The sequence below is a fragment of the Ruegeria sp. BHSC223 genome (assembly GCF_059613025.1).
This window is the reverse complement of the sequence record NZ_JBXWRR010000003.1, coordinates 176,109-196,113: the sequence shown is the minus strand read 5'-3', so window position 1 is coordinate 196,113 and position 20,005 is coordinate 176,109. Positions and strand designations below refer to the sequence as shown.

Sequence of the window (20,005 nt, the reverse complement as noted above, 5' to 3'; positions counted from 1 at the left end):
GGCCAGCCTGCCCTGATCCCCAATCCTCAACTTAGGAATTTTCGACACATGGATGCCGATTTTTCGCACAACTCATCGCCGATTCGCCGCTTTGTATGAGACGAGAGACAAAAGGGAGGACCGAGATGGCCGATATCCAGAGCTATCGGATGCTGATCGACGGCGCTTGGGTCGATGCCTCGGACGGGGCGCTGTTCGACAGCACCAACCCCGCCGACGGCAAGGTGTGGTGCCGGGTTCCCGAGGCCACCGAGGCGGATGTGAACCGGGCGGTCGAGGCGGCGCACCGCGCCTTTACCTCGGGGCCATGGGCCCGGATGACACCGACCGAGCGCGGCAAGCTTCTGCGGCGGTTGGGCGATCTGCTGGCCGACCGGTCCGAGGAACTGGGCCGGATCGAGTCGGTGGATACCGGCAAGATGCTCAAGGAAACCCGCTGGCAGGCGAAGTACATCGCCGAGTTCTTTCACTTCTTCGCAGGCTGCGCCGACAAGGTCAGCGGTGAAACGCTGCCGATCGACAAGCCGGACATGTTCGTCTTTACCAAGCGCGAACCGCTGGGCGTGGTGGCCGCGGTGGTGCCGTGGAACAGCCAGCTGTTCCTGGTCGCTGTCAAGATCGGCCCGGCCCTGGCCGCAGGCAATACGGTTGTTCTGAAAGCCTCTGAACATGCCAGTGCCGCCATGCTGGAATTCGGCAAGCTGATCGAAAAGGCCGGTTTCCCACCGGGTGTCGTGAACATTGTCACCGGCCACGGCGAACCCTGCGGGCGGGCGCTGACCGGGCATCCTCTGGTGGCACGGGTTTCCTTCACCGGCGGGCCGAATGCCGCGCGCCACGTGCTGGAAAACGCCAAGCGCAACTTTGCCGAGGTCTCGCTGGAACTGGGGGGCAAATCGCCCTTTATCGTCTTTGAGGACGCCAATATCGAAAGCGCGGTCAACGCCTCGATTGCGGGCATCTTTGGCGCCACGGGGCAAAGCTGCGTCGCCGGATCCCGGCTCTATTTGCACGAGGATATCGCCGAGGAGTTCCTCGACCGGATGGTGGCACAGGCCCGCGCCATCGTGATCGGCGACCCGCTGGCCGACGAGACCCAGATGGGGCCGCTCTGCACCACCGGGCAACTGGAGCATATCCAGCGCGAGGTCGCCCATGCGCAATCCGAGGGCGGCACCGTGCTGACCGGCGGCAAGCAGCCCGAGGGGCTGGGCGGTCTCTATTACGAACCTACGATCATCGACTGCCCACGCCAGGACCTGCGCATCGTCGATACCGAACTGTTCGGCCCGGTCCTGAGCGTCCAGCGTTTCCGCACCGAAGAAGAGGTTCTGGCGCTGGCCAATGACTCTGAACACGGGTTGGCGGCGGGAATATTCACCCGTGACAGCGCCCGCTCGCTCAGGATGGCGGGCGCGGTGCGCGCGGGCATCGTCTGGGTCAACACCTATCGCGTGGTCTCTCCCATTGCCGAATTTGGCGGCATCAAGGGGTCCGGCTATGGCCGCGAAAGCGGGTTTCAGGCGATCTACGATTACACCCGGCCCAAGACGGTCTGGATGAACACATCCGACGAACCCATGGCCAACCCCTTTGTCATGCGCTGAGCGAGAGCCCGGAAAGGAACACGGACAATGAAATTCCAACTTGCCATCAACCTGGAACGGATCGACGACAGTCTCGACATGAACGACGTCGCGCGCCACACGCTTGAAATGGTGCAAATGGCCGAAGAGGGCGGTTTCGACATCGTCTGGGCCGCAGAACATCACGCCATCGAGATGACGATCGCGCCGAACCCGTTCCAGATCCTGACCTGGTGGGCCGGAGAGACCAGCAATATCCGGCTGGGCACCGCGGTCGCCACGGCGGCCTATTGGCACCCCATCAACCTCGCGGGCGAGGCCGCGTTTCTTGACCTGATCAGCGGCGGGCGGCTGGAATTCGGCATCGGCTCGGGCGCCTATCAGCGCGAGTTCGACCGGATGAAACCGGGTCTCAAGCAATCCGATGCCTGGCGCTACATGCAGGAAATGCTGCCGGCGGTACGCGCGCTGTGGCAGGGCGATTACGCCCATGACGGCGAGTATTGGCAGTTCCCGACCTCGACCTCGGTGCCCAAGCCGGTACAGGCCGACATGCCGGTCTGGGTCGCCGCACGTTCGCCCATCACCTATGACTATGCGGTGCGCAACCGCTGCCATATCAACTGCTGGCCCTTGACCCGGCCCTTTGCCGAGGCGGAACTGTACAAAAAGCAGTTGGACGAGGCCATCGCCAAGGCCGATAACGGCTGGTCACCCCGTTTCGCGCTGATGCGCCATGCCTGCATCTATGACAATGCCGCCGACCGACAGCAGGCGCTGGACGCGATCCGGCGGTTGCTGTCGCAATTCGAAAACCTGTTCCGCAATGCCGGTGACGTGGTCAACGGCTTCCCCGCCGCGCTGCCGCTGGACCAGATCGCGGGCCGCGAGCAATACGACCCCGAGATGCTGGAAGAGAACCTCATGTTCGGCTCGCCCGAAACCGCTATTGCCAAGCTGAAACGGTACGAGGACCTGGGTGTGAACGAGTTCATCTACTACGCCTCGATGGGGCTGGATCATGACGCGCAGAAACGCTCGCTCAGGATGTTCTGCAATGAAGTCATGCCGGAATTCCGGTGATGGAGGAGACCCCGATGAGCGAAGGTGTCAGCACCCGCCGTGACGGCCATGTCCTTGAGGTCACGCTGTCGCGTGGCAAGGTCAACGCCATCGACGTGCCGACCAGCCAGGCCCTGGCGGCGGCGTTTCAGGAGCTGCACGAGGACAAGGAGTTGCGCTGCGCGATCCTGACCGGTGGCGGCGACAAGATCTTCAGCGCGGGCTGGGATCTGAAGGCGCTGAACGCGGGCGAGATGCAGCTTGATAACTGGTGGGAGAGCGACGACTACGGGTTCGGTGGCTTTACCGGCCTGACCGAAAATTGGTCGCTGAACAAGCCGGTCATTGCCGCGATCAACGGGTTGGCCATCGGCGGCGGGTTCGAGATGGCGATGGCCTGCGACCTGCTGATCGCCGCCGATCACGTGGAATTCGGCCTGCCGGAAATGCCGCTGGGCATCGTGCCGGATGCGGGCGCGCTGCAACGCCTGCCTCGGCGCATTCCGCATAACATCGCAATGGAGATGTTCCTGCTGGGCCGCCGCATGTCGGCGACCGAGGCCGCCCATTACGGTCTGGTCAACAAGGTGGTGCCCAAGGAGCAACTGATGGATGCGGCGCGCGAATGGGCCGCCTCGATCGCCTGGTCGGCGCCCTTGGCCATGCAATCGGTGAAAGAGGTTCAGCGCGAGATCGAATGCGTGCCGCTGGAACAGGCGTTCCACAAGATGCGCACCGACCCGATGCCGACCTATCGCAAGATGCTGAAATCCGACGATGCCGCCGAAGGCGTGGCCGCCTTTGTCGAGAAACGCGAACCCAGGTTCAAGGGCGAATGATGTATCCCGATCCCACCTCCATCACCCGTGTCGCCAGTATCGGCGGTGGTCCCATCGGCGGCGGCTGGGCGGCGCATTTCCTGGCGCGGGGATATGACGTCACCAGCTATCTGCACGACCCGGCCGAGGAGGGGGCGTTTCGCACCATCCTCGATACCGCCTGGATCAGCCTGACCGCATTGGGGCTTGCTCCGGGCGCGTCGCTGGACCGGCTGCGCGTCGTTCATGACCTTGACGCGGCGGTCGAGGGGGCGGGGTTCATCCAGGAAAGCGCGCCCGAAAATCTGGCGATGAAACAGGCGCTTTATCACCGGCTGGGGCGCATCGTGCCCGAGACTGTGGTGATCGGCTCCTCGACCTCGGGCCTGATGATGACCGACATTCAGGCCAATTGCGAAACGCCCGGACGCACGGTGATCGGGCATCCGTTCAACCCGCCTTATCTGTTGCCGCTGGTCGAGATCGTGGGCGGAGAGAAAACCGACCCGGCGGCGGTGAAATGGGCCGGTGAATTCTATCGGATCGCGGGCAAGGCGCCGTTGATGATGAAAAAGGAGATCCCCGGCTTTGTCGCGACACGTCTGCAAGAGGCGCTGTGGCGCGAGGCGCTGCACATGGTCGCCAATGGCGAGGCCACGCCCGAGGATATCGACATCGCACTGATGAACGGCCCGGCGCCGCGCATGGTCAGCCAGGGGCAATGCATGGCGTTTCACGTCGCCTGTGGCGCGGGCGGCATGGCCACCAATCTGGATCAGTTCGGCCCGGCGCTGAAACTGCCCTGGACCCGGCTTCAGGCGCCCGAGCTGACGCAAGAGCTGCGCGACCGCATGGTCGATGGCTGCAATGCCGTCGCCGGTGACCGGCATTTTGCCGACATGGCGGCGCAGCGTGACCGCGAGATCGTCGCCGTGCTCAACGCCCTTCGGGAGGCGCGAGCGGAGCTTTAGAGCGCTTGTCCCCCGAATTGAGCGCATGCAGGAAATCCGACAGGGTGCCGGGCCATGTCGGCGCGGTCTCGTTCGACGGCCAGGCCTCGCGATATTCCGACGGCCTGCGCCCGAAGAACTTGCTGAACGAATACGAGAAATGCGACAGCGTGTTGAAGCCCGAGGCGGTGGCGATCTCGCGCACACTGAGTTCGGTCGCGATCAGCAGGACGCGTGCGTTCTGCAACCGGCGCAGCAGGCCGAACTGAACCACGGTACAGCCCACGTGTTTCTTGAACTGCCGCTCGAGCTGGCGTTGTGACACGTCCAGCGCAGCGGCGATCTGGGGCACGGTCAGCGGCTCTTCGATGTTGCGTTCGATCAGGGTCATCGCCTGCCGCACCAGCGGCAGGATCGATTCCGTCCCGCGCCCCATGGTCCGGCGCTGCGAGGAGGACCCCTTGCGGATCGGGTTATGCAGCATCTGGTCGGCAATCTCGCCCGAGAAACTCGCCCCGTGCGACTGCTCTATCAGCCGCAGCATCAGGTCGACACCCGCCATGCCACCGGCACAGGTCAGGATCCGCCCGTCGATGGTAAACAGCTGTTCGACCACGGAAATCTGGTCGAATTTCTCTTGGAAACCGTTGATCCAGGACCAATGGGTCGTGGCTTCCTTGCCATCCATCAGGCCGGCACGGGCGACCAGATAGCAGCCAAGCTCGACCGCGCAGATGCGCTCGCCCCGCCGCGCGCGCTTGCGCAGCCACGAGGCCAGCGCCTTGTTCTGGTAATGCTCGCCCCCCCAGCTGGCCAGCACAAAGACCTGGTCGGCCGGTGCGGTCTGGTCTGGCTCGACGTCCAGATGCACCCGCACGCCATTGCTGGCGCCCAGTTTCAGCCCATCGAACGAGGTGACTTCCCATGAGAACAGCCGCTCGGAAGACAGGTAATTCCCGATCCGCATGGTTTCGATCATCGTGATCAGGGTCGTCAGGTTGAACCGCGGCACCACCACGAAAACCGAATGGAGCTGGCCTCTGTCCTGAGGGGGCAACAAGTCGAGTTGCATGATATTTCCTAAGGTTACTCTCCTTTGCATCTTATAAATTTTTTTCGACGGCAACACATCAGCTATGACGAATATTCGCCAGCTTTTCGGAGGGGCCAGCCAGCAAACCGAAAGAACTTTGAGGAAAGTTGCACGAGCCAAGAGGCTGTGCTGCCCGGTACCGCCACTGTTGCCAAAGGCGCGACTTGCAAATGCCCACAAGCCCCGGTCACCCCCATGGCTGTTCCAGCCTTTGGCCGAATCCATGCCCGAATCGGGTACCGGTATGAACTGCCCCGAGGCGCGGCTGGCTCAGATCGGTGGATGGCTGCCGAGTTTCTTCAAAAGCGGGGTCATCGCGCTGTCGATCTCGCTGCTGGCCTCCTTTTGGGAAACGCTCAGTGCCATCACCGCCATCGCCTTTGTCATTTCGGTGATCCTGTCGCGGCGCAACGCAGGGGGGTGGGGCCACGGAGAACGTCGTCCAGCCGAGGCTCTGCCCTCGTTGCAAGACCGAGCTGGTCGCGGAGCGAGGCATCGCTTGCCCGTTGCCGCTGACGGGGCTACTCAGTCCACCTGCCGCATTGGAGGGAATCGATGTCCGCGACCATCCGGATCGCCATTGCCAGCATCTTCGTCGGTGCCCTTGTTCTGGGCATCAAAACGCTTGCTTGGTGGCTCACGGGTTCTGTCGCGCTGCTTGCGGATGCGCTTGAAAGCACCGTCAACGTGGCAACGGCCATCGCAGCGCTCATTGCCATCCGTATCGCAGCACGACCGGCGGATGCGTCTCACCCCTACGGGCACCACAAGGCCGAGTTCTTCAGCGCCGTGCTTGAGGGGGTTATGATCATCGTCGCCGCGCTGCTCATCCTGCGCGAGGCCTATACGGGGTTTCTGGCCCCCCGGGCGATGGACCTGCCGATCGAGGGGCTGCTGGTCAACGGCGCTGCCACGGTGATCAATGCGATCTGGGCCTGGGTTCTGGTGCGGCGTGGTCGCGCCGCCCGCTCTCCGGCGCTGGTGGCGGATGGCAAGCATCTCTTTACCGATGTGATCACCTCGGCCGGGGTGGCGCTGGGGATATTGCTGGCCATCGTCACCGGCTGGTGGCTGCTTGATCCGCTGATGGCGGCCTTGGTCGCGGTCAACATCCTTTGGTCCGGCTTTCACCTGGTGCGCCAGTCGCTCAGCGGGTTGATGGACGAAGCGGTGTCAGAGGATACGCTGGCCAAGGTGCGCGACATCATCTCGAGGGAGGCGGGCGGCGCGGTCGAGGCGCATGATCTCAGAACGCGGCACGCGGGGCAGGCCACCTTTATCGACTTTCACCTTGTGGTCCCAGGCGAGACCACGGTGTTCGACGCGCACGAGATTTGCGACCGCGTCGAAGCGGCGCTGAAAGAGGCCGTGGAGGGCGCCAAGATCACCATCCATGTCGAACCCGAGCACAAGCAGAAACACTCCGGCATCGTGGTACTCGACTGAGCCCGATAGAGCGCCACGCCTCAAGTGCGATAGGTTGTCCGGATCCTCCGGTTCTCGGGGTCGTTCGCCGCAGTCTCGACAAGCCAGTCGCTGAACTTGCGCGCATCCGGATGGTCGCGGCCTGTCTCGGGCGAGATCAGATAGAACGCCTCTTGCAGGGGGGCCTCGATCTCGAAGGGGGTGACCAGGCGCCCGCGTTCTATTTCGACGCCCAGCATCGAGGATCGCGCCAACGCTACCCCGCCCCCGCGCGCCGCGAATTCAAAGGCCAGCAGCGAGGTATCGAATTGCAGACCCTGGCCCGAGTTCACCCCGGTCGTCTGGGCATAGCGTAGCCAGTCGGCCCAGCCTTCCTCGTATCCCAGGACATGCAGCAGGCGGTGATGGACAAGGTCTTCGGGCTGCCGAAGCGCCCGTTCCCCGTCCAGCAACGCGGGGGCGCATACCGGCTTGATCACCTCCCATGTCAGCCGTTCGGCCGTGTAGCCCGGCCACCTGCCGGTGCCGTACTGAATGTCGAGGTCGAACCGCTCGTTGTCGAACTGGTCGCCCCAGACGCTGGACACCAGCCGCACCTCGCTCTCCGGGTGACGGTCGAAAAAGCCCTGAAGCCTGGGTGCGATCCAGTTGACCGAATAGCCCACCGGCGCGCGGACGGTCAGAACCTCGGACCGCCTGAGGCCAAATACCTCTTCGGTGCCCGCCGCCAGACGTTCGAACCCGTCGCGGACCTTTGGCAGATAGGCGGCGCCGACCTTGGTCAGCACCAGGCTCCGGGGTTTGCGCTCGAACAGGGGTTCACGCAGGTAATGCTCCAGCAGCTTGACCTGTTTGCTGATCGCGGCCTGGGTCAGGTTCAGTTCCTGCGCGGCATGGGTGAAACTCAGATGCCGGGCGGATGCTTCGAAGGCACGCAACCATGTCAGATGGGGAAGTCGCCGGGTGCTCATGACCAACTCATGCATAACTCTGATGGTGTTATAGGGCGATTATCCATCGCTTGAAAGCCGGGAATGATCTGCCGCAAAGTTGTGGCGAAGGATCAAGGAGGACCGGCCTTGCCGCAGGACCATATCGACGGTGTCGACCCCAACCGACTGAGGCGCATTTCGCGCTGGATGGAGGGGCATGTGCGTGACGGGCGCCTGAGCGGTCTGGCGGTGCAGATCGCGCGGCGGGGGCAGGTCGTCTTTTCCGAGCGGGCCGGCCATGCCGACGCGGCGGCCGGGCGGGCGGTGGCGCCGGATACGATCTGGCGCATCTACTCGATGACCAAGCCGGTGACCTCGCTTGCCCTGTTGATGCTGTACGAGGAAGGGGCGTTCCAGCTTGATCAGCCAGTCGCCGACTTCCTGCCCGCTTTTGCCGATCCGCAGGTCTGGACAGGCGAGGGGCATGCCCTGACCGAGACCGAACCCGCGCGGCGTCAGATCACCATTCACGATCTGCTGACGCATCAGGCAGGGATCGTCTATGGCGACCCGCGTGGAAACGCATTGGAACAGGCGCTATCTGCGTCGGGCCTCGATTTTGACCGCGGTTTTGCCACCATGGCCGAGGCGGTCGAGGCGCTGGCGGCTTTTCCGTTGGCCTTTCACCCCGGTGCGCGGTGGTTCTATGGGTTGTCGACCGATGTTCTGGGGCACTTGATCGAGGTGATCAGCGGCCAGACGCTGGGCGGTTTTCTCAAGTCACGGATCTTCGATCCGCTTGGCATGACCGATACCGGCTTTTCGGTGCCCGAGGACAAGGCAGGACGATTGGCGACGCTTTATGATCATGCCGGCGGGGGATATGTACCCTCTGCCAGTCAGGATCGCTGCCTCGCGCCGGTCACGCTGGAAAGCGGTGGTGGCGGGCTGGTCTCGACCATGGCCGATTACCAGCGTTTCGCGACCATGCTGTTGCAGCGCGGCGCCTATGACGGCGGCAGGCTACTGGGGCGCAAGACGTTCGACCTGATGGTGTCGAACCAGATGGGCGGCGATCTGGCCAGCCGGGGGCAGGCGCATTTCAGCGAAACGACCTTTGAAGGGATCGGCTTCGGCCTGGGCGTGTCGGTGATGCTGGACCCGGTCCGTGCCAGGATCGTCGGCTCACCCGGCGAATTCGCATGGGGCGGCATGGCGTCGACCGCGTTCTGGGTGGACCCGGTCGAAGAGATGACCGTGATCCTGATGACGCAACTGATCCCCTCCAGCGCTTACACATTGCGCCGACAGCTGAGGGTTTTGAGTTATCAGGCGCTTGTTTGATCCTCGCCGTGGCGCCTCAGGAAATCGATCAGGGGTTGCATGCTTTTGCTATCCCCCCTTGTTTCGGCAAGGGCGAAATCGACAATCGCCTGCTCATGCGCGACCAAGGCTTCGAGGGCGGCTCGATCTGCGGATGGCGCAATATGCAGCAGATCGGTCATCTCCTGGATGTAGGCGGGGTAATCATTGGCCATAGACCAGACGAACTCGAGCCACGGCCTTTGTTCGACCGCCGCCTCGGCTTGACCCTTGCTGTTCAGGATCTCGGGATCGCCCGGCGTGATTTCAGCACGTGTGACTGGGGGCCGCAGGATGCTGGCCGTGACGGCCTCTATTCGTGCGATCAATTGCAACGCCTGACGCTGCTCGGGATACTTTCTTGCCAGCATCAGAAAATAGGCTCGGCCGGCGATCTCCTCGTCAAAGGCCACCTTTAGCGCGGTTTGGTAGTCAGGAAACCGGCGTGGTTTCGGGGGCATGTTTCAAAGACCTCGATCAGGCAACTCGCCCGTCGGCAGATGGCAGGCGATTTCCAACCCATCGGACAACACTTTGAGCGGCGGTGCAACGGTGTCGCAGGTCCCAGATATCACATGAGTGCAACGGTTGGAAAAGGGGCAGCCCTTCGCTCCGATTACGACACTGCCGGCGCTTGCGGCCTTGGCCTCGCCGGTATCGGCCACGCCCTCCAGCCAGCCTTGCCGCATCTCGGGGACCGAGGAGAGGAGCAGTTTGGTATAGGGGTGAAAAGGCGGGCTGAAGACGGCCTTCGACGGTCCTTTCTCGACCACCCGCCCGGCGTAGAGCACGACAACCTCGTCGGCAAAAGAGGCCACCGTGGACAGGTCGTGGCTGATGAACATATAGGCCACACCCAGCTTGTCCTTGAGCGTTTTCAGAAGTTCGATCACCCCCGCCGCTACCACGGTATCCAGCGCCGATGTCACCTCGTCACAGAGAATTACCTTTGGATCGGCGGCCAGCGCGCGAGCGAGGTTGATGCGTTGCTTTTGCCCGCCTGACAATTCGCCCGGGAAGCGCGAGGCAAAGCTGCGCGGCAAGTCAACCAGTTCCAAAAGCTCGCCAACCTTGTCTAAACGCGCGCGACCCTTGAGGCCCTGATAGAACTCTAGCGGGCGGCCCAGGATGTCTCCGATCCGCTGGCGCGGGTTCAGCGCCGTGTCGGCCATCTGGAACACGATCTGGCAATCCTTGAGCGTATCTCGGGGGCGATCCTTCACGCTTGGAGCGGCGACCTTCCCATCGAGCTTGATTTCTCCCTCTCGCAACGGCGTCAGGCCGGCGACGACCCGCGCCAGCGTGCTTTTCCCACAGCCGCTTTCGCCGATCACCCCGACGACCGATGCGGCGGGGACGTCAACCGAGACATCGGACAGGATAGTCAGCGCGCCATAGCCCGCGGTGATGTTGCGGGCCGAGATCACCGGCGCTTGCGCCGCGCTGGCGTCAACATGGTCGACCAGATGCGGTGCGGGCCGAACCGCCGCCATCAGCGTGCGGGTATATTCGTGCTGCGGGTCATGCAGGATCTGGGCGGTTGGTCCTTCCTCGACCATTTCACCGTTCTTCAGCACAAGAATGCGATCCGCCACCTGCGCCACGACCGCAAGGTCGTGGGTCACGTAGATCGCCGCCGTGCCCTGATCGCGGATGATGTCCTTGAACGCCTTCAGCACCTCGATCTGGGTGGTCACGTCCAGCGCCGTTGTGGGTTCGTCCAGGATCAGCAAATCCGGCCCGCAGGACATGGCCATCGCCGCCATCAGCCGCTGCAACTGACCGCCCGAGACCTGATGCGGGAACTTGTTACCCACGGTGTCGGGATTGGGCAGGTCCAGCTTGCGATAAAGATCGACGGCGGTGGCGGTGAGGGTCGCTGCATCGCCCGCGCCATGCCAGAGCGGTGCCTCGATCACCTGTTTGCCGATCCGCAGGGCGGGGTTGAAACTGGCCGCCGCCGATTGCGCCACATACGAGACCTCGTTCCCGCGCAGCGCGTGGCGGTCATGCGGTGACAGTTTCATGATGTCGCGCCCATTGAGCCAGATCTCGCCGCCCGAGATGCGGCAGCCGGGGCGGGCAAAGCCCATCGAGGCCAGCGAGATCGTTGACTTGCCCGACCCGCTCTCGCCGATCAGGGCCAGCACCTCGCCCTTGGCCACGTTCAGCGACACGCCCTTGACGATGGGCACATAGGTTCCCCCTGGTGGGCGACCCTCGACACGCAGGTTCTTGATGGTCAGGATGTCGCTCATTGGTCGATCTTCTCCAGAACGGTTTCACCCTGCTGACGCTGCTGGAACCAGTCGACAAGCAGGTTCATGGATACGGTCAGAGAGGCGATGCAGGCGGCAGGGATCAGCGCGGCAGAAGAGCCGAGGAACAGCCCGCCCACGTTTTCCTGCACCATCAGCCCCCAGTCGGCGGCGGGTTCCTGAACGCCCAGACCCAGAAAGGAGAGACCCGACAGGAACAGGATCGAAAAGGTGAAGCGCAAGCCGAATTCCGCGATCAGTGGCGCCATCGAGTTTGGCAGGATCTCGCGGGTCAGGATCCACCAGGTGCCTTCGCCTCGGGCGCGCGCGGCCTCGACAAAATCCATGACGCCGATGTCATAGCCCAATGCGCGCGATACCCGGAAGACGCTGGTCGACAGCACCAACCCGACCGTCAGGACCAGAACCGTGATCGAGGTGCCGAAGGCGCCGATCACCACCAGCGCCAGCAGGGTCGAGGGAAAGGCCATGAAGGCCTCGACGATGCGACTGACCACGATATCGAACCAGCCCTTGAGGATAGCAGCGGCAAAGCCCAGCGTGACGCCAAAGGTAAAGGAGATTACCGTTGTCACCAGCGCCAGCAACAGCGTTGTGCGGACGCCGTAGATCAGCCGCGAAAACACGTCGCGCCCCAGCTTGTCGGTGCCGAGCCACCCGCCTTCGCCGATCGGAGCGAATGTCCTGGTCGAGATGATATCGGCCTCTCCATGGGGGGCGATCCACGGCCCGAACAGGGCGAGGACCAACCAGAACAGCAGGATGCCACCCGCGAAAATCGCGGTCCGGGTCAGGCGCAGGCCGGCAAAGACCGAAGCACGCGGCTTGGCGAATTCGGTTGCGTCGCTCATTTCGGATACCTCAGGCGCGGATTGGCCATGATGGACAGGACATCGGCCAGCAGATTCAACAGGATATAGACGGCGCCGAAGATCATGGCGCAGGCCTGGATCAGCGGGATGTCCCGCAGCGTGACGCCATCGACCAGCAGGCGGGTCAGACCCGGCACGCCAAACACGGTTTCAACGATGATCACGCCCGAGACCATGTAGCTCAGGTTCAGGGCGATCACGGTCAGGATCGGGGACAGCGCATTGGGCAGGGCGTGCAGCACCACAAGGCGGCGTTTCGGCAAGCCCTTGAGCGCGGCCATCTCCATATAGGGAGATGTGAAGATGTTGATCACCGAGGAACGCGTCATCCGCATCATGTGTGCCAGCACCGCAAAGCTGAGTGTGGCGACGGGCAGCGCAAGCGCGCGGGCATTCTGCCAGAAGTCGAAATAGGGCCGCGTGTTGGCCGAGGCGGACAGCCATTTCAACTCGACCGCAAAGACCTTCATCAGGATCAGGCCGATAAAGAACTCGGGCACCGCGATCAGCGCGAGCGTGGTCATGGCCAGGGTCTTGTCGACCCGCCCACCGGCGCGCATCGCAGACCAGAGACCCAGCGCCAGCGACAACGGCACAGAGATTGCGGCCGCAAGCAGGGCCAGGCGGAGCGTGTTCCACATCCGGCTTTCGATCATGTCGGCCACCGGCCGCTTGGTCGCCAGCGAGGTGCCCAGGTCCCCCTGGACCATGCCGCCCAGCCAGTCGAAATAGCGCACGATCGCGGGGCGGTTGAGGCCCATCTCCTCACGCAGGGTCGCGAGCGCCTCTTCGGTTCGGCTTTGGCCCAAAATGGCTTCGGCCACGTCACCGGGAAGAATCTCGGTGGCGCCGAAAATGATTATGGATGCCAGCAGCAGGGTGAGCACACCCTGCGCCAGACGGGTCAGAATGATCCGGTGCACCTTGTTCCTCCCTTCAAGGCTGCCGGTATATTCGGCCCAAGCCCGGGTTCGGACAAACAACCATAGCAACCCGAATGGGGTCGTTTTGGTTATGGCAACGGCATGCGTTTTCGACTTTTTGGGCAATGACCGTTTTTTTGTTGTTTGTCGGGGCGGTTTGCAAGGCAGCAAAACGGAGTGGAACTGCAAAGGACATCGACCATGCCCGCCAAACTCTTGCTCATCGTTCTGGACGGTGTTCCTTACAGGAACTCCCGTCGGTTGTTCGGCAATCTCGAAGGACTGGTCGCATCGGGAGGGGCCCGCGTAAGGCGCATGCGTTCGGTGCTGCCCTCGACGTCTTCGGCCTGCTATGCCTCGATGCACACCGGCTTGCCGCCGCATCGCCATGGTGTTGTCGGTAACAAGCACAGGCGGAGACTGGAGGTGCCGGACGTGTTCTCGGAGCTGGCGGGCGCCGGGCGAAAAACCGGCGCCGTGGCGCTGAGCTGGTGGAGCGAGCTGTTTCACCGGATGCCCTTTGACCCGGTGCGTGACATCGAGAGCGACAACGCAGTTGGCCCGATACATCACGGTCGGTTTCACACGATGGCGGATGCGACCGATGCAAACCAGATGAGCCCTTCGGATGCCGATCTCTTTGCCACCCTGACCTATCTTTGCGAGGCGAAGGGCCTGGATTACGGATTGCTGCACACGTCGACGCTCGACAGCATGGGGCATCGCTTTGGCCATGGACGAAAGGAATTGAGCGATGCCTGTTATTATCTGGATGCGGCCCTGGCGCCCTATGTGACCCGCTGGCGCGAACTGGGGTATGACGTCATTGTCACCGCCGATCATGGGCAGGACGATCTTGGCCATCACGGTGGCGCCGGAGAAGATCAGCAGGATTTGGCCTTGTACTATTTCGGCAGCAGCGCCCTGCCATCCGAAGATGTCCTGTTGGACCAGCTGGCGCTTGCTCCTTCGATCCTGACGAGGATGGGGGTCTCTGTTCCCGAAGGTATGACGGGCGCTTCGTTCCTGTCTCGCTGAAGGAGCGGATGCAATGCATAACCACAGTTATGGCAAAGTCATGAAATCGGTTGTTTGTGCCACGCACGCGCGCCCCGCACTCTTTGCGGCATAGCGGGGACTGCCCGTCATCGGTCATCTGGGAGGTAATGACATGTCCGACATCGACAGCCTGGTACGGCAATACAAGGCCGGCGCGCTCAGCCGCCGCGGCTTTTTCAAACGCGCAGGCGCCTTTGGCCTGCTGATGCCTGCGGCAAGCAGTATCCTCACGATGGCTGGCCCGGCACATGCCGAAGAACCCAAGCGCGGCGGCTGGCTGCGGATTGCGCAGGGCAACACGGACAACACGCTCGAGCCGGTGCGCATGGTCGACACCGATGACGGCATTTACTCGAACTGCGTGTATCAGCGCCTCACCCGGTTCGCTCCGACACTGGAGGTCGAGGGCGACGCGGCCGAGGAGTGGAGCGTGAATGCACAGGCGACCGAGTGGAGTTTCAAGCTGCGCGGCGGGCTGACCTTCCACAATGGTCAGACGGTGACGGCGGCGGATGTGGTCGAAAGCCTGTCGCGGCACATCGCCGAAGGTTCGGAATCTCCGGCCAAGGCACTGCTTTCCACCGTTACGGCAATCGAGGCGCCGGATGCCTCGACCGTCAAGATCACCCTGTCCTCGGGCAATGCCGACCTGCCGGTGATCATGTCCGACTACCATCTTGCGATTCACCCGGCAGGCCATACCGATTTCGCAATGGCCATCGGTTCAGGCCCGTTCAAGGTGATGGAGTTCATCCCCGGCGAGCGTGTGGTCCTTGAGCGGTTTGAAAACTATTACGAAGAAGGCAAACCCTATCTCGACGGGATCGACTTCATCCCGGTTCCGGACGCCAATGCGACGCTTAGCACATTGCTGGCCGGTGACGTGGACGCCATCCGCGATGTGCCCGCCTTTGCGGTCGAACAACTGAGCGGCAATGATGCGATCACGCTCTACAACACGCCCACGGGTGGCTTCACCAACATCGTCATGATGGTTGACCGGGCGCCGACGGACAACGCGGATTTCCGCAAGGGGATCAAGCACGCGCTGGATCGCGAACTGATCCTGAACCAGGTGTTCAAGGGCATCGGCACGATTTCGGCCGACACGCCGATCGGACCAACCTACAAGTACTGGTGCAAGGACGTGAAGCCCGCCGAATACGACCTCGACAAGGCGAAGTTCCATTTCGACAAGGCCGGTGTCAACGCTGTCGAACTCTATACCTCGGAGACCGCCGGCAGCACGGCCAATGACATCGCGCTGACCTTCCAGCAATCCGCGAAGGGCGCTGCCGATATCAAGGTCATCAAGACCCCTTCGGACGGGTATTGGTCGAACATCTGGATGCAGAAGCCGATGACCATGTCGGGCTGGCAGGCGCGGCCCACCGTGGACGCCTTTCTGACCATCGCGCACATGAAAGGCGGCAGCTGGAACGAAACCATGTGGGGTTCGGATGCGTTCGACGCCATGATCCTTGCCGCGCGTGCCGAACTGGATGAGGCCAAGCGGGCGCAGATGTATTGCGACATGCTGCACATGATGAATGACGACGGCGGGTTCGTGAACCCTGTGTTCCAGAACCAGCTTGAGGCAACGGCGAAAAACGTCATGGGCTATACGCCGCATTCGGTCGGTGCGATGGGTGGATTTGGCCAGACCTTGCGCAACGTCTGGCTCGCCTGATCCGGATCACTCCCCGTCAGTGACACCAGCAGACTGACCCCTGGCCGCCGGTCGACCCGGACTGGCGGCCGTTTTCTTGCGTCCACCCGAACAACCGGTGCAATCATGTTCTCCATCTCGCCCTCGACCCGCCTGCGGACGTCGCCCTTTTACGAGGCCACGCTGGCCGACGGTGTCTGCGCCATGACGACCTATAACCAGATGCTGATGCCGACCTCTTACGGTCATCCCGAAGAAGAGTACTGGCGCATCATCAACGGCGTTTCGATGTGGGATGTGGCGGTGGAACGCCAGGTCCAGCTGAAAGGGCCGGATGCAGGGCGGCTGGCGCAGATACTGGCGCCCAGGGATCTGACGAAATGCAAGGTCGGGCAGGGCAAATATGTGCCATTGTGCAATCACCATGGCGTGCTGATCAACGACCCGATCCTGCTGAAGCTGGACGAGGAACGCTATTGGCTCTCGATTGCCGACAGCAACATCTGGTTCTGGGCCGAAGCGATTGCGCGCGAGCGCGGTCTGGATGTCGAGGTGAGCGAGCCGGACGTGTCGCCGCTTGCGGTGCAGGGACCCAAGGCGGAAACCGTGGTCGCCTCGATCTTTGGCGATTGGGTGCGGGAGCTGAAGTATTTCTGGTTCCGCGAGACCGAGATAGACGGCATTCCGGTCGCGGTGGCCCGGTCCGGCTGGTCGAAACAGGGCGGTTTCGAAATCTACCTGATGGATGGCACCAAGGGCAGCGCGCTCTGGAATATCGTCAAGGAAGCGGGTCAGCCGTACGGCATCGGGCCGGGGAACCCGAACTGGTGCGAACGGGTCGAAAGCGGCCTGGTCTCCTATGGCGGCGACTCGGACGGGCACACCAACCCGTTCGAGGTGCGGATGGGCAAATATGTCGATCTGCATGTACCCGACGACACCATCGGGATCACTGCGTTGCGGCGCATCGCGGCCGAGGGGCCGAAACGGCACCAACTGGGTGTGGTTCTGGACGATCCCGAACCGGCCAAGGCCGAATTCACCTGGAGCGACATCGAGAGGAACGGGCAGAAGATCGGCGACCTGACCACCTGCGTCTGGTCCTACCGGATGAAGAAGAACATCGGTTTTGCCCTGGTTTCGGTCACGGCAAAACCCGGTGACCGGGTGCTGGTGCAACGTGGGTCGGGCGCGGTCGAAGGAACCCTTTGCGAGCTGCCTTTCCTCTGACGGATGCAGCAAGTGCAGCAGGGAACCGCCGCCGCGAACAGCGCAAGCGGGGCGGTTCTCGGGGGCGGTCTTGCGCTCAGACAGAGATCCCGTCCAAGACCGCCTCTCGCGACAGGTCCGCCTTGCTGCCGCGGGTGATGACTTCTCCGCGCCGCAGCACCAATATCCGGTCGGCAAGTTCATAGGCGAAATCGAAATACTGCTCGACCAGCACGATGGCCATGTCACCCGAGGCCCTGAGATGCCGGATGACCTCTCCGATCTGTTGGATGATGTTGGGCTGGATGCCTTCGGTGGGTTCGTCCAGAAGCAGCAGGCGCGGTCTGGTGATCAGCGCACGGGCGATGGCCAGTTGCTGCTGCTGGCCCCCTGAAAGATCGCCGCCGCGCCGGTTCTGCATCTGCTTGAGCACCGGGAACAGGTCAAAGATCTCGTCGGGGATGACATGCGCATCCTTGGGCAGACAGGCAAAGCCGGTTTCCAGGTTTTCGCGTACCGTCAGCAGCGGAAAGATCTCGCGCCCCTGCGGCACATAGGCGACGCCTTTCCAGGCCATCCCGTGTGCAGGCAAGATGCCGACTTGCTCGCCATCCAGTTCCAGCGTGCCGCCCGAGCGCGGATGCGTGCCCGAGATCGCCTTCATCAGGCTGGTCTTGCCGACGCCATTGGTGCCCATCACACATGTCACCTCGCCCTGGCTGGCCTCCATCGAGATACCGTTGAGGATTTGCGAATGCCCGTAATGCAGGGTCAGATCGGTCAGTTTCAGCATGGTCTAGCGTCCCAGGTAAACGTCGATGACGTCCTGATTGGAGGTCACGTGGTCGAGGCTGCCTTCGGCCAGAACCGACCCTTCGTGCAGCACGGTGACCTTGCAGTTCAGGCGCCGGACAAATTCCATGTCATGTTCGACAACCACAACGGCGCGGGTCCTGGCGGCCTGTACCAGCAGGTCGGTGGTGTGTTCGCGTTCTTGTGGGGACATCCCGGCGGCGGGTTCGTCCACCAGCAACAGGCGCGGTTCCTGCGCCAGCAGCATGCCGATTTCCAGCCATTGTTTCTGGCCGTGGCTCAATTCGCCGGACTTGCGCGTCAGCTCTTGCCACAGGCCGATTTCGGTCGCCAGATCATCGACCTTTTGCAGATCGGTTGCCGTCGGGCGATAGAAGAGCACGCCCAGCCAGCCGCGCGTGTTCTTCAGGGCCATCAACAGGTTCTCTTGCACGGTCTGGTCTTCGAACACGGTGGGTTTCTGGAACTTGCGTCCGATGCCCATCTGCGCGATCGCGGCCTCGCTCAGGCGCAGCAGCGACACGGATTTCTCGCCCCAGATCACGCGGCCCTCGTCGGGGCGCGTCTTGCCGGTGATGATATCCATGAACGTGGTCTTTCCCGCGCCGTTCGGCCCGATCACGGCGCGCAGTTCGGCGTTGCCGATGCGGAACGACAGGTTGTTGATCGCGCGAAATCCGTCGAACGAGACCGAGACGCCGCTCACTTCCAGCAGGGTGCTCATTGCGTTGCCTCCTTTTCCCGCAGGGATCCGGCATCGGGGCCCAGATTGGCGCCATGGCGATCGGGGCGCCGCCGGTTCGACCAGAGGTCGAAAAGCCCTCCGATCCCCTGCGGTGCGAACAGGGTGACCAGCACAAAGGAACCGCCCAGCAGCACCTGCCACCAGTCGACCCATTTGATCGTGTAGAAACCCAGCGGGATATCCGGGGCCTGGCCGCCGGTGAACCAGGTGCTGAGCAGGCTGACAAAGGCCGCCCCGATCACCGCGCCATAAAGACGCCCGCGCCCGCCGATCGCCACCCAGACGGCCAGATAGATCGAGGCGATGGGCGCCATCTCCTCGGGGTTGATGATGCCCGCCTGCGGATAATAGAGCGCGCCCGCGATGGCCGCGAGACAGGCGGTCAGGGTGAACACCGCCAGCTTGTAGACCTCGACCGAGTAGCCCAGAAAACGGACCCGTGCCTCGTTGTCGCGGATGCCGCGGATCACCGAGCCGAACTTGCCCGCCACGATCCAGGCGGCCAGCAGGTATCCCAGACCCAGCGCCAGCGCCGAGGCCCAGAGGAACCAGATCGACACGATATCCTGCGCGGCGGTGACACCCGGCAGGTTTTGCAGGCCGGACAGGCCGTTATTGCCGCGCAGACCGCTGTCGTTCTGGAACAGGTAAAGCGCCAGTGCCAGCGTCATCGCCTGGGTCAGGATGGACAGGTACACGCCGGTCACGCGGCTGCGAAAGGCCAGCCAGCCAAAGACCAGCGCCAACAATCCGGGCACCAGCACCACCAGCACCAGTTGCAGCGCCAGAGTGTCAGCAAAGGCCCAGACCAAGGGAAACTCGGAGGATCCGACCACGCCAAAGATCTGGCTGCCGATTGCATCGACCACCTCATTCGGAGTGGGCGGGATCTCGGCCTGGGACATTGCATCGACCACGATCAGGCGGGTGCGCTCGTACATCAGCCACATGCCGATCATGTAGCCACCCAGCCCGAAAAAGGCGAAATGGCCCAGCGACAGGATGCCGGTAAAGCCCCAGACCAGATCCATCGCCACCGCGATCAGGCACAGGCACAGGGTCTTGCCCAGCGTCTTGACGAAACTGGTCGAGATCACGCCGATGCCAAAGCCCTCGGACAGGACGGTGACGACGAGGGTGAACAGCGACAGCAAGGCCAGAAAGACCAGCACCGACGGGTTTCTTGCAACAAAGCTGCGGTCCATGGC

Annotated in this window: 18 protein-coding genes; 9 read left to right on the top strand and 9 right to left on the bottom strand. The window is 62.8% G+C overall.

Features of this window, described 5'->3' with window-relative positions; translation table 11 throughout:
* Positions 1 to 125 precede the first annotated feature (125 nt).
* Genes AC2FNY_RS08670 through AC2FNY_RS08655 form a run of 4 tightly spaced genes read left to right on the top strand, consistent with a single transcriptional unit; the run spans position 126 to position 4,437 of the window.
* Positions 126 to 1,607 (top strand): aldehyde dehydrogenase, encoded by a 1,482-nt coding sequence (locus AC2FNY_RS08670; protein ID WP_496802194.1) that lies wholly within the window; start codon positions 126 to 128, stop codon positions 1,605 to 1,607.
* A 27-nt stretch (positions 1,608 to 1,634) separates the two neighbouring features.
* A complete protein-coding gene (locus tag AC2FNY_RS08665) occupies positions 1,635 to 2,669 on the top strand; it encodes an LLM class flavin-dependent oxidoreductase (RefSeq protein ID WP_234143299.1) in 1,035 nt (344 codons plus the stop codon).
* A gap of 14 nt (positions 2,670 to 2,683) precedes the next feature.
* Positions 2,684 to 3,487, top strand: a complete 804-nt coding sequence (locus AC2FNY_RS08660) for a carnitinyl-CoA dehydratase (RefSeq protein ID WP_234137637.1) — start codon at positions 2,684 to 2,686, stop codon at positions 3,485 to 3,487.
* Positions 3,484 to 4,437, top strand: coding sequence for a 3-hydroxyacyl-CoA dehydrogenase NAD-binding domain-containing protein (locus tag AC2FNY_RS08655; protein WP_496802193.1), 954 nt, complete (start codon positions 3,484 to 3,486; stop codon positions 4,435 to 4,437). The genes AC2FNY_RS08660 and AC2FNY_RS08655 overlap by 4 nt, the downstream gene beginning before the upstream one ends.
* Here the strand turns inward: AC2FNY_RS08655 and AC2FNY_RS08650 are convergent.
* A complete protein-coding gene (locus AC2FNY_RS08650; protein WP_234137639.1) occupies positions 4,403 to 5,488 on the bottom strand; it encodes a GlxA family transcriptional regulator in 1,086 nt (361 codons plus the stop codon). The two genes, AC2FNY_RS08655 and AC2FNY_RS08650, sit on opposite strands and share 35 nt — an antisense overlap.
* A 576-nt stretch (positions 5,489 to 6,064) precedes the next feature.
* Between AC2FNY_RS08650 and AC2FNY_RS08645 the strand changes: the two genes are divergently transcribed.
* Complete coding sequence (locus AC2FNY_RS08645; RefSeq protein WP_234137640.1) at positions 6,065 to 6,955, top strand: cation diffusion facilitator family transporter; 891 nt, start codon at positions 6,065 to 6,067, stop codon at positions 6,953 to 6,955.
* A gap of 20 nt (positions 6,956 to 6,975) precedes the next feature.
* On the opposite strand, the gene gcvA is transcribed toward AC2FNY_RS08645, so the two are convergent.
* Positions 6,976 to 7,905 carry a transcriptional regulator GcvA gene (gcvA, locus tag AC2FNY_RS08640; protein ID WP_234137641.1) on the bottom strand — a complete coding sequence of 310 codons (930 nt, stop codon included), beginning with the start codon at positions 7,903 to 7,905 and terminating at the stop codon, positions 6,976 to 6,978.
* Between the two features lie 108 nt (positions 7,906 to 8,013).
* Between gcvA and AC2FNY_RS08635 the strand changes: the two genes are divergently transcribed.
* The gene (locus AC2FNY_RS08635; RefSeq protein WP_234167052.1) at positions 8,014 to 9,210 is read left to right on the top strand and encodes a serine hydrolase domain-containing protein; all 1,197 of its coding nucleotides are present in this window, start codon (positions 8,014 to 8,016) and stop codon (positions 9,208 to 9,210) included.
* On the opposite strand, the gene AC2FNY_RS08630 is transcribed toward AC2FNY_RS08635, so the two are convergent.
* Genes AC2FNY_RS08630 through AC2FNY_RS08615 form a run of 4 tightly spaced genes read right to left on the bottom strand, consistent with a single transcriptional unit; the run spans position 9,195 to position 13,302 of the window.
* Positions 9,195 to 9,689, bottom strand: coding sequence for a hypothetical protein (locus AC2FNY_RS08630; RefSeq protein WP_496802192.1), 495 nt, complete (start codon positions 9,687 to 9,689; stop codon positions 9,195 to 9,197). The two genes, AC2FNY_RS08635 and AC2FNY_RS08630, sit on opposite strands and share 16 nt — an antisense overlap.
* A 3-nt stretch (positions 9,690 to 9,692) precedes the next feature.
* On the bottom strand, positions 9,693 to 11,486 hold the full coding sequence (locus AC2FNY_RS08625; RefSeq protein WP_496802191.1) for an ABC transporter ATP-binding protein: 1,794 nt from the start codon (positions 11,484 to 11,486) through the stop codon (positions 9,693 to 9,695).
* Positions 11,483 to 12,358, bottom strand: a complete 876-nt coding sequence (locus AC2FNY_RS08620; RefSeq protein WP_496802190.1) for an ABC transporter permease — start codon at positions 12,356 to 12,358, stop codon at positions 11,483 to 11,485. The genes AC2FNY_RS08625 and AC2FNY_RS08620 overlap by 4 nt, the downstream gene beginning before the upstream one ends.
* Complete coding sequence (locus AC2FNY_RS08615) at positions 12,355 to 13,302, bottom strand: ABC transporter permease (RefSeq protein WP_234143313.1); 948 nt, start codon at positions 13,300 to 13,302, stop codon at positions 12,355 to 12,357. Before AC2FNY_RS08615 ends, AC2FNY_RS08620 begins: the two co-directional genes overlap by 4 nt.
* Positions 13,303 to 13,503: 201 nt before the next feature.
* Between AC2FNY_RS08615 and AC2FNY_RS08610 the strand changes: the two genes are divergently transcribed.
* From AC2FNY_RS08610 to AC2FNY_RS08600, 3 genes are all read left to right on the top strand, one after another.
* Positions 13,504 to 14,340 carry an alkaline phosphatase family protein gene (locus AC2FNY_RS08610; RefSeq protein WP_496802189.1) on the top strand — a complete coding sequence of 279 codons (837 nt, stop codon included), beginning with the start codon at positions 13,504 to 13,506 and terminating at the stop codon, positions 14,338 to 14,340.
* 133 nt (positions 14,341 to 14,473) lie between these two features.
* Positions 14,474 to 16,051, top strand: coding sequence for an ABC transporter substrate-binding protein (locus tag AC2FNY_RS08605; protein ID WP_496802188.1), 1,578 nt, complete (start codon positions 14,474 to 14,476; stop codon positions 16,049 to 16,051).
* Positions 16,052 to 16,156: 105 nt separating this feature from the next.
* Positions 16,157 to 17,260 carry a glycine cleavage T C-terminal barrel domain-containing protein gene (locus tag AC2FNY_RS08600; protein WP_496802187.1) on the top strand — a complete coding sequence of 368 codons (1,104 nt, stop codon included), beginning with the start codon at positions 16,157 to 16,159 and terminating at the stop codon, positions 17,258 to 17,260.
* A 76-nt stretch (positions 17,261 to 17,336) separates the two neighbouring features.
* Here the strand turns inward: AC2FNY_RS08600 and urtE are convergent, their stop codons facing one another.
* Genes urtE through urtC form a run of 3 tightly spaced genes read right to left on the bottom strand, consistent with a single transcriptional unit; the run spans position 17,337 to position 20,002 of the window.
* Entirely contained in the window at positions 17,337 to 18,032 is a 696-nt protein-coding gene (gene urtE, locus AC2FNY_RS08595; RefSeq protein ID WP_496802186.1) for an urea ABC transporter ATP-binding subunit UrtE, read from the bottom strand.
* 3 nt (positions 18,033 to 18,035) lie between these two features.
* On the bottom strand, positions 18,036 to 18,776 hold the full coding sequence (gene urtD / locus AC2FNY_RS08590) for an urea ABC transporter ATP-binding protein UrtD (protein ID WP_234137651.1): 741 nt from the start codon (positions 18,774 to 18,776) through the stop codon (positions 18,036 to 18,038).
* Complete coding sequence (gene urtC / locus AC2FNY_RS08585) at positions 18,773 to 20,002, bottom strand: urea ABC transporter permease subunit UrtC (RefSeq protein ID WP_496802185.1); 1,230 nt, start codon at positions 20,000 to 20,002, stop codon at positions 18,773 to 18,775. The genes urtD and urtC overlap by 4 nt, the downstream gene beginning before the upstream one ends.
* Between the last annotated feature and the right edge of the window lie 3 nt (positions 20,003 to 20,005).